The organism is Paenibacillus sp., assembly GCF_035645235.1.
Classification (GTDB): domain Bacteria; phylum Bacillota; class Bacilli; order Paenibacillales; family YIM-B00363; genus Paenibacillus_AE.
The window spans coordinates 56,990-66,926 of record NZ_DASQMZ010000214.1 but is presented as its reverse complement, the minus strand read 5'-3'; the positions used below and the strand labels follow the sequence as shown (position 1 = coordinate 66,926).

Annotated in this window: 7 protein-coding genes; all 7 read left to right on the top strand. The window is 61.6% G+C overall.

Features of this window, described 5'->3' with window-relative positions:
• A partial coding sequence (locus tag VEZ38_RS20445; RefSeq protein ID WP_324896858.1) for an MGH1-like glycoside hydrolase domain-containing protein occupies positions 1-1,711 on the top strand: 1,711 nt, incomplete at its 5' end.
• Entirely contained in the window at positions 1,708-3,336 is a 1,629-nt protein-coding gene (locus tag VEZ38_RS20440; protein WP_324896856.1) for a hypothetical protein, read from the top strand. The genes VEZ38_RS20445 and VEZ38_RS20440, both read left to right, overlap by 4 nt.
• A 33-nt stretch (positions 3,337-3,369) precedes the next feature.
• Complete coding sequence (locus VEZ38_RS20435) at positions 3,370-5,445, top strand: hypothetical protein (protein ID WP_324896854.1); 2,076 nt, start codon at positions 3,370-3,372, stop codon at positions 5,443-5,445.
• On the top strand, positions 5,442-6,638 hold the full coding sequence (locus VEZ38_RS20430; protein ID WP_324896852.1) for an enolase C-terminal domain-like protein: 1,197 nt from the start codon (positions 5,442-5,444) through the stop codon (positions 6,636-6,638). The genes VEZ38_RS20435 and VEZ38_RS20430 overlap by 4 nt, the downstream gene beginning before the upstream one ends.
• 16 nt (positions 6,639-6,654) lie before the next feature.
• Positions 6,655-7,434 carry an N-acyl homoserine lactonase family protein gene (locus VEZ38_RS20425; RefSeq protein ID WP_324896850.1) on the top strand — a complete coding sequence of 260 codons (780 nt, stop codon included), beginning with the start codon at positions 6,655-6,657 and terminating at the stop codon, positions 7,432-7,434.
• Between the two features lie 35 nt (positions 7,435-7,469).
• On the top strand, positions 7,470-8,225 hold the full coding sequence (locus VEZ38_RS20420; RefSeq protein ID WP_324896848.1) for a glucose 1-dehydrogenase: 756 nt from the start codon (positions 7,470-7,472) through the stop codon (positions 8,223-8,225).
• A gap of 20 nt (positions 8,226-8,245) precedes the next feature.
• Positions 8,246-9,928, top strand: coding sequence for an alpha-L-rhamnosidase C-terminal domain-containing protein (locus VEZ38_RS20415; RefSeq protein WP_324896846.1), 1,683 nt, complete (start codon positions 8,246-8,248; stop codon positions 9,926-9,928).
• The last annotated feature ends 9 nt before the right edge of the window (positions 9,929-9,937 follow it).

Genomic DNA, 9,937 nt, shown 5'->3' with positions numbered 1-9,937 from the left:
AGGCGCAGACGGATTCCCAAGGGCACCGAACGGTCGGATGTCGATCGATGCGAGCGTTCCCGGATCGCTGCCGGGCGTCGTATTCGATTTCTCGTCCGTGAAGGTCGGGTACCCGGAGATCGCAGCTTATGCCCCGGAAGGCGGGGTGCTGCAGGTTTTCTACGGCGAATCCTTGGAGCTGACGCTGCTAGACACCTTCGTTCTAAAGCGCGGGGTAAATCGGCTATCTCCCTACGGCAGACGAGCGTTTCGGTATTTGAAAATTTCGGCGCAAGCGACGCCCGCCCCGGTCGAGGTGCAGACGGTCGACATCCGAGCCGTCCGTTATCCCTTCGCGAAGGAAGGAGCGTTCGAGTGCAGCGATCCGCTCTTGAACCGCATCTGGGAAATCGGTCGATATACGACCGAGGTGAACAGCCAAGACCATCTGGAGGACTGCCCTTACCGGGAACAGGCGCTTTGGGTCGTGGATGCCGTCGTGATGGCCAAGGTGATCTATCAGACGTTCGGGGATACGAGATTAGTACGGAAGTGTTTGCTGCAGGGAGCTAGAATTCAGAACGAGGACGGTTCCATCCCCGGCACGGGTCCGGAGCGTAACAATTTCCTGTTGCCTGATTTTAACGCTTACTGGTTCCTTGGCGTGTATGATTACTGGAAGCATACCGGAGACGACGAATTCGTGAAGGAGCTTTGGCAGCCGATCCTTCGGCTGATCGGCTGGTTCCATGCCCAGGAGGACGAGAACGGGCTGTTCTCCCGAGCGGATCGGGACGGCTGGTGGTGTTTCGTCGATTGGGCCGATTACATCGACAAGCGGGACCGGGTTACCGCCGTGTCCTGTTTGTACCATAAAGTCGTTCGGAAAGCCGCCCTTCTCGCCGCGGCGTTCGGGGAACCGGTCTTGGCCGCGGAATGGAACGCAAGGGCCGACCGTCTGCGCGAATCGATTCGTTCGCGGCTCTGGATTCCGGAGCTGCGCATGTTCGCGGATTGTCTGACGGACGACGGCCTTTCGAACAGCGTCACCTACCAAACGAACTTCGTAGCCGTCTGGTCCGGCATCACGACGGACGAGGAGACGGAACATTTTCTAAAGCATCGTTTTTTACAGGGCGCGTGTCCCGAGCTTAAGGGAGCTTTCTTCTATCACATCGTCCTCGAGGTGCTGTTCGAACGCGGATACGAACAAACGGCATTGGACATCATCCGCTCCTATTGGGGGGAGATGGTCGCAAGGGGCGCCACGACGTGGTGGGAGACCTTCGACCCGTCGTCGCCGCGTTGCACGGTGCCGAGCCCGTATCAAGGCAATACGCCGACATACTTATCCGATCACATTCCGGTCAGCCATTGCCACGGGTGGGGGGCTTCTCCAACGTACCTCCTGACGGAACGCGCGCTCGGCGTCGACGTGCGGGAGGTCGCGTCGGGCACGTTCGAATTTCGGCCGGCGATCGGCGACCTTGCCTGGGCGAAGGGGACGGTGCCGACGTCCTTCGGACCGATTCGCGCGTCTTGCGTACGGGAAGCCGACGGCAGCGTCGCCGTCGCGATCGAGCATCCGGATCGATTGAAGCTTCGTTCGCCGGCGCTGGAATTGATCTCCGAAGAACGCAAAGGCGACGTCGTTCTCGTTCGGGGACGTTGGATCGATCGCGCTGCCGCCGAAGCGTTCGCCGAAGAAGCGGAGAGGGGGTCGATCGCGTGACGAAGCGGACGGACCGGGAACGATACGTCGGTTTGTTCTATTTCTTGTGGCTCGGGCAGCATGGGACGGAGGGGCCGTTCGACAACACGAAAATCTTGAAGGCGGCTCCCGAGGCGGTTTTCGACCCTAATCATCCGTCATGGGGGCCGCAGAACGCATTTCACTTCTGGGGAGAACCGCTGTACGGGTACTATTTGAGCGACGACGCCTGGGTGCTGCGTAAGCATGTCCAATTGCTGACGGCCGCCGGCGTCGATTTCCTCGTTTTCGACACGACCAACGCGGTTACTTATAAAAATGTATATGACGTGCTGTTCGGTATCCTGGACGACGTTCGGCGGCAAGGCTTCGACGTTCCCCGGATCGCCTTTTACACGAATACCCGGTCCGGGGAGACGATCGCGGAATTGTACGAGGACATCTACAAACCGGGACGTTACCCGGAGCTATGGTTTCATTGGAAGGGAAAGCCGCTCATCATCGGAGACCCCGAACAATGCGACGCGGAAATGCGGGAGTTCTTTACGTTTCGGCTCAATCAATGGCCGTTCGAGGAACGGAAGACGAACGGCTTTCCTTGGATCGAGTTTTGCCGTCCGCAGCGGGTGTATTACAACGACGAAGGCGAGAAGGAGGTGATCAGCGTCTCGGTCGCGCAGCATCCGACCGTCGCCATGAGCGACACCCCTTTTTATAACCACGGACTGAACTGGGGGAGGAGTTTCCATAACGGAGTCAACGACGAATCCCCCGGCGCCGAGTTTGCGGGACACAATATCGCAGAGCAATGGAAGTTCGCCCTGGCGGAAGACCCTCTCATCGTATTCATAACGGGCTGGAACGAGTGGATCGCGATGCGGCTCCAGGGGCCGCCGGAGCGGCCGATCTTGTTCGTCGATCAAGCGACGCTGAACTTCAGCCGAGACATCGAGCCGATGAATGGCGGGTATAACGACGAGTATTACCTCCAGATGGTCGATGCGATTCGGCGGTTCAAGGGACTGCCCCCGCCGACTGCGGCCGGTCCCGGTCGAACGATTCCGATGGAGCAAGATTTCCGCGGTTGGGACGACGTCGTTCCGGAATACCGCGACTTCGCCGGCGACACGATGCCTAGGCGGCATCGCGGGTATGGAAACCTCTTGTATACGGACGATACCGGTCGGAACGATTTCGTCTCGATGAAGGCGACGCATGACGAGGCCCACATATATTTCTATGCGCGTACCCGGGAGGCCATCACGCCGCATACCGGCAGGCACTGGATGATGCTGTTGATCGACACCGGCGGATCCTCGGACGAAGGCTGGCACGGGTACGATTACATCGTGAACCGGACGATCAAGGACGCCTCGCGTTCGGTGCTCGAGCACAGCGTCCGAGGGTGGCAATGGGAACCGGTTTGCGACATTCGATACGTCGTGCGAGGGAACGAGCTGCAGCTTGCCGTGCCGAGAGCGGCGCTCGGCCTGGATCGGTCGGGGACGCCGCTGCGTTTCGAGTTCAAGTGGGTCGACTATATGCAGAACGAAGGGGATTTTATGGATTTCTACCGCCACGGCGACGTCGCGCCGGAGGGGCGTCTAAAGTTTGTATATAGGGAACCAGGTCCCGATGGAGAATGACAGCGCTTACCGAGACGAAAAGGGAGATGCGCGATGCCGAAATATAAGCATGCCAGCTATGGCAATGAGACGATCCGATTGGAAAACGGACGAATCCGCGTGGATGTCCATAAGCGCCTCACCGGTTGGGGGTGGGCGGAAATCCACGCCGGCGACGGCACCTATGTCGGCGTACTCGACCATCTCGGCGAAGTGATGCTCCGGGATCAAGAGATGCCGATGCGCCTCGAAGCGGCGCACGCCGTTCGTTCGAGCGGAACGTTCGGGGAGCGGCTGACGTTCGCCGTCGCGTCCCTCGTCGTCCAGCAGAAGCTGAAGGGTACGTCTTTCGAGCAGTGGATCCATTATCCGTTCGCGGAGCCTGCGATGGAAGGGGAGGTGACGTTGACCGTACCGCCGGACGAGGCGGCTCTCCTGCTCTCGTTCCGGTTGCGTTCGCGCAGCAACTTGTTCGCGCGGTACGTTCGCGGACCATGGGTAAAATTCGGAGAAGGCGATTTCGGGACAGCGAAGACGGATGCGATATTCCCCGGCGTGGAATGGCTTCAGGGCGAGGAGTGGTCAAGCGGCACGGATTGGTTCAAGGATCCATGGGCGCAGCGGTTCGCGCCGCATCCGAACAAGGTCGCCGTTCCGTTGATGGCGATCAGCCGCGGCAGCGTCTTCGCGGCGCTCGCTTGGGACCCGCGCCAGGATGCGACGAGGTGGTTTAACGATCGCGTGCACCGTCCGCAGCCCGTGTTCGCCGCGCCGAATTTTATCGATCGGATGAATAATCAGTTAATGGGGTTAATGGTTCCGGATGCCCAGGGGGAAGGCGCCGAGAATCGCGTATATGCCGATCCGCCGCTTGAACTTCATAAGGACCAAGAAGTTCGCTTTGATGCGGAGCTTCGGATCGGAGCCGGAGACAGCCTGGATGCGGTCGTCGATTGGGTAAAGCGACACGGGCTGCCGCCGCCTCCGCCGCCGCGTTGGCCGCTCGAGCAAGCGCTCGAGCGAATCGCAACGGCGTACAACACCCGATTTTGGCACGAAGGGAAGGGGTTCGGCTTCGCGCAGCACCCCGGGGCGGAAGGCCCGCATGAACCGGGCTTCGCCGAGGGGTACCTCCGGCTGTTCCCGAACGGCGCCGCCGCGGCGGGACTCCGAGAGAAGCTCGCTTGGTGCCGGAGCCAACCGGGGTACGCCAAGCCACATTCGCGTTTCGGCGCCGTCTCTCGAATTCGGGATATGACGCCGGAACGTCTTGCGGCATATGGCGAGGAGCTCCTCTCGTATCAACGGGTGGACGGGGCGTTCCCGTTCGACCCGGACGGAAGGCATTACATGAAGGACGACTTCGTCGTCGCCCGGGAATACCTCGAACCGATGGGGCATGCCGGCGATACCGCGCTGGACATTTGCGTCGTGCCCGCCGCGGAGCTGATCGCCCTGTGGGAGGCGACGGGCGAGCCGAAGTACCGGGATGCCGCGATATTGACTTTAGAATTTTGCATGCCGATGAAGCGCCCGGAGGGCGGAGACTTCTGGGAGACGCCGCTGCGCAGCCCGAATTTGCTCGCCGCGGGGCACGCCGCCCTGGCCTACACGTACGCCTTCCAAACGTTCGGCGAAACGCGCTATCGGGAGAAGGCGGTGTATTGGCTTCGCGCGCTGCTGCCGTTCACGCATCTGTGGCAGCCGGAACGACTGCCGATGATGTACAATACGAAGCCGTGCCTCTGCTCAAGCGATTGGTATTTCGCCAATTGGGTGCGAGATCACGTGCAATGGGAAGCGCTCGTCACGTTCGCGGCCGCATCGGAGATGGGCATGGACTGGGGCGCGCTCGACCCGGAGATCGATTGGCACCGCTATCAAGAAGGCATTACGGTCGCGGCGCTGCGATGGATGGTCGATCACCGGGACAATGCCTGGCACCCGCACAACCTTCCATGGACGCTGGAGCTCTACCGCAGCGGGGCGCTCGACGATTGCTATGCCGATACCCACAATTCCGTAACGGGTCTTTACGGCGGTATGGTCATTCCGCCCGATCCGATCGCGATCAATCTGATCGCGATTCTCGAACGAAACATGCCCTCGAAGGAGCGTGGATCGACATGAAAATTACGGCCGTGAAGGTATATGTTACGGGCGCGAAGCCGGCGGCGAACGCCACGGAAGCCGCGCCGCCGGACGCGTCCGTCCCCCCGAGGAAAGGCTCTTGGCTGTCGGAGACGGTTATCGCCAATCCGATGTCCATGTACCCGGAGTATTTCGACCGCCGGTCGTCTTGGACCGGGATGGGCGGCCGCACGATCGTCGCGCTCGAGACCGACGACGGACTCGTCGGAATCGGCGAGACGGCGTCTGGCATGGCGGCCGCCACGATCGTCAAGCAGCATCTGAGCCGGTTTCTGCTCGGGCAAAATCCTTTTCAAGTCGAACGGTTGTGGGACATTATGTTTAAAGCCACGCTTCCTTACGGCCGGAAAGGAGCTCCGATCATGGCGGTCTCGGCCGTCGATCTGGCGCTTTGGGACTTGATCGCGAAGGCGCGGCAGGAGCCGCTGTACCGGACGCTCGGCGGGCCGGTCAAGGATCGGGTGCCGGCCTATTGCACCGGGAACGAATTCGAGAAGACGAAGGACCGCGGATTCCTCGGGCAGAAGCTGGCGATGCCGTACGGTCCCGCTTCCGGCTGCGAAGGCATGCGAGAGAACGTCGAGTTGGTCGCGCGCGCGAGGGAAGCGCTCGGCCCGGATAAGGAAATTATGTTGGATTGTTACATGGCGTGGAATGTCGATTATACGTTGCGCATGGCGGAGCTCGTAGCGCCGTACCGCGTAAAGTGGATCGAGGAGTCGCTTCCGCCCGACGATTACGAAGGGTACGGGATCATAAACCGGAAGGTGAACGGGGCCGCGATCGCCACGGGGGAGCACGAGTATACCCGGTACGGATTCCAGCTGCTGCTGGATGCCCGGGCGGCGGACATTTTGCAACCGGACGTCTGTTGGTGCGGCGGCATTACGGAAACGCGGAAAATCAGCGCGATGGCGTCCGCGAAGCATATCCCGGTCATTCCGCATGCGGGCGGTTTGCAGCCGTGGGCGCTCCATCTCATCTTCGCGGATCCGAACATGCCCATGGCGGAGTTCGCATATATCAACGGCGCCGACGAGCCGAATCGGGATCCCGTATTGGCGGGCATTCCCGCGCCGAACAACGGTTGGTTCGAGCTCCCGCAAGGCATTGGCGCCGGCCTCGAATTTCGACCGGACGCCGGCGATCATCTGATCGAGCTTCAGGGGTAGGAGGGAGGCGCGAATCATGAGAAACGATGCGGCGCTTACGCCCGAATACCGCGTGTTCTGTTTGCGAACGGCAACCCACACGGCGCCGGAGCCTATCTTCCTGTACATGAAGGGCTTCGGTCGAACGGTGGACGTCAACTGTTACTTCTGGCTCGCGCAGGGCAATGGACGGAACGTGCTCGTCGACACGGGCATGGGCGGCGACTATCCGGGGCGCTTGACGGAGAGCGCGCGCCGAAGCGAAGCGAGCTTTCCCGTCGGCGACGGCGAGGATACGCTGTCGCAACTTGCAAGGCACGGGTTACGGCCGGAAAATATCGATGTCGTCATCCTTACGCATCTGCATTACGACCATATCGCGAACGTACAGCTGTTCGAAAACGCCGAGATCGTCGTCAATCGCAAAGGGTGGGAGGCGGCCCGGAACCCGATCCATCCCGTGTTCGACGTCTTTCCGAAGGACGTGCTCGACTACATGGCGACGAGGATGAAGGCGCAGCTCAGGCTGGCGGCGGACGAGGAGACGATCGCGCCGGGCATCGACGTGCTCTGGACCGGAGGACACACGCGCTGCTCGCAAGCCGTGAAGCTGCAAACCGCGAAGGGCAAGGTCGTCTTAACCGGCGACGTTGCGTACTTATACGAAAATCTTATGTCGGAGCATCCGATCGGCTTAGGGGTCAGCTTATACGAATCGGTCGACGCGTTGCGCCGGTTGAAGCGGGAAGGGGATATCGTTCTCCCTGGTCACGACAAGGAAATCTTAGAACGTTATCCGGGCGGGGTCATCGTTTAAGAGTCCGTGCCGGACGGCGAAAGGGGCGAACATAAATGAAACTTGCGGGGAGAGTCGCCGTCGTAACCGGGGGAAGCCGCGGCATCGGCGCCGGCATCTGCGAGGAGTTGGCCGCGGCGGGCGCGGCCGTCGCCGTCAATTTTACGAATCGAGAGAGCGAGGCGAACGCCGTCGTCGAACGGCTGCGCGCCTCGGGCGTTCCGGCGCGGGCGTTCCGGGCCGACGTCTCGAAGAAGGGCGCGGTCGACCGGATGATGGACGATGTCGCGAACGCGTTCGGGCGAATCGACATTCTGGTGAACAACGCCGGAATTTGCCCCATCGCCGATTTCTTCGCCATCGACGAGGCGACGTGGCGGCGGACGATCGACGTCAATCTCGCCGGCGCCTTCTTCTGCTCCCAGGCGGCCGGTCGTCATATGCGGCAGAGAGGCGGCGGCTCCATCATTCATATCAGTACCGTGACTTCCTTCCGAGGCGGTCCGGAGCAGGTGCATTACGCGGCAAGCAAAGGCGGACTGAACTCCTTGACGTCGTCCATGGCGGTCGCGCTCGGACCTTACGGCATTCGGACGAACGCGATCCTTTGCGGCGGCGTCCCGACGGACATCAACCGCCATCAGTTTACGGGAGAGGTTCCCTCGCCGAAAGCGAAAAACCGCGGATTGCCCGCAGGCAGAGTCGGAAGTCCGGAGGATATCGGGAAGGCGGTCGTCTTCCTCGCCTCCGGCGACAGCGAGTGGGTGACCGGCGCGACGCTCGCCGTCGACGGCGGCGCTCTCGTGCTGTAAATCGAACAGGAGGAACCGCTATGCTGGAGCGCATTGCAAAATATAAGGATCCAAGAACGCGGTATTACATCCCCCCGAACCGCATCTTGTGGCAATCGCAAGGGGAAGGGGCCGCGGTGGAGTCGGCCGAAGCGTTGCTTCTCGCGCGCGACGGTCAGGCGACGCTCGGCGGCGGCGACGCTTGCGTTCTCCGCAACCGAGGCGGGCGGGCGGGCTTGCTGCTCGACTTCGGAACGGAACTGCAAGGCGGCGTGCAAATTACGCTCTGGTCGGCCGGAACCGGCGCGAAGACGGCGAAGCTCCGCGTACGATTCGGCGAGTCGGCGGCGGAGGCGATGAGCGAGCTTGAACCGTCCTCCACCGCGACGAACGATCACGCCGTCCGCGACACGGTCGTCGAGATATCGAGCTTCCTCGGCGCGACGGAAATCGGCAATACGGGCTTTCGCTTCGTGCGTCTCGATCTTCTGGATCCCGGCGAGAACGTACGAATTAAGAGCATACGGGCTTTCTTATGGATTCGCGAGCTCGAGCGCCCCGGCAGCTTCCGCTGCAACGACGCGCTGGTGACGAAGATTTGGGAAGTCGGGGCGTACACGGTGCATTTGAACATGCAGGAGTATTTATGGGACGGAGTGAAACGAGACCGCTTGATATGGGTCGGGGATATGCATCCGGAGACGTCGACGATCCAAGCGGTGTTCGGCAATCACGAGATCGTACCGCTGAGCCTCGACTTCAGCCGCGACGAGACCCCGCTGCCCGGATGGATGAACGGGTTCCCGAGTTATTCGATGTGGTGGATTTTAATCCATCGAGACTGGTACCGACAATCCGGGAACCTGGAATACCTGCTGGAGCAAAAGCCGTATCTGCTCGGCTTGCTGGCGGCGCTCATCGGGCACGTCCGGGAAGATGGGACGCACGACGCGCCGAACCCTTTCCTCGATTGGCCGACGTCCGCGAATCCGGACGGCGTCGAAGCGGGCGTCCACGCGTTGTTCGTGATGGCATTGCAAGCCGGAGCGGAGCTGTGCGGCTTGATGGGCGAGGCGGAGGCGGAGCGGAATTGCCGTCGAGCGGAGCGGACGCTCCGGGGGCGCGTGCCGGCGCACGGCGGAAGCAAGCAGGCGATCGCGTTGATGGCGCTCTCCGGCTTGCTCGATCCGGCGGAAGCGAACGAGCGGTTTCTGGCCCCGGACGGCGCGCGCGGCATCTCGACGTTCCTCGGGTACTACGTATTGAAGGCTCGAGGCGAAGCCGGCGACGCGACGGGGGCGCTCGACGTCATCCGACGGTATTGGGGCGGCATGCTTGCGCTCGGGGCGACGACGTTTTGGGAAGACTTTGATCTTACATGGTTGGAAAACGGTTCGCGCATCGACGAATTGCCGTCCGCCGGCAAGATCGACGTCCACGGGACGTATGGGGATTACTGCTACCGAGGCTACCGGCACAGCCTATGCCACGGTTGGGCGTCCGGACCGACGGCATGGCTGTCGGAATACGTGCTTGGCGTCCGCATCGCCGAACCCGGCTGCCGCAAGCTGGCGATTCGGCCGCAGCTGGGCGACCTGGAATGGGCGGAGGGAAGCTTCCCGACGCCGTTCGGTCCCGTGAAGGTCGGCCATCGAAGACGCGCCGACGGCACGACGGAGACAGAGGTAGACGCTCCGGACGGCATCGAGATTGTATACGCATAACCTGCACGC

Coding starts and splice junctions, on each gene's coding strand:
- VEZ38_RS20415 (WP_324896846.1), top strand. CDS start 8,246: ATGCTGGAGCGCATTGCAAAATATAAGGATCCAAGAACGCGGTATTAC.
- VEZ38_RS20420 (WP_324896848.1), top strand. CDS start 7,470: ATGAAACTTGCGGGGAGAGTCGCCGTCGTAACCGGGGGAAGCCGCGGC.
- VEZ38_RS20425 (WP_324896850.1), top strand. CDS start 6,655: ATGAGAAACGATGCGGCGCTTACGCCCGAATACCGCGTGTTCTGTTTG.
- VEZ38_RS20430 (WP_324896852.1), top strand. CDS start 5,442: ATGAAAATTACGGCCGTGAAGGTATATGTTACGGGCGCGAAGCCGGCG.
- VEZ38_RS20435 (WP_324896854.1), top strand. CDS start 3,370: ATGCCGAAATATAAGCATGCCAGCTATGGCAATGAGACGATCCGATTG.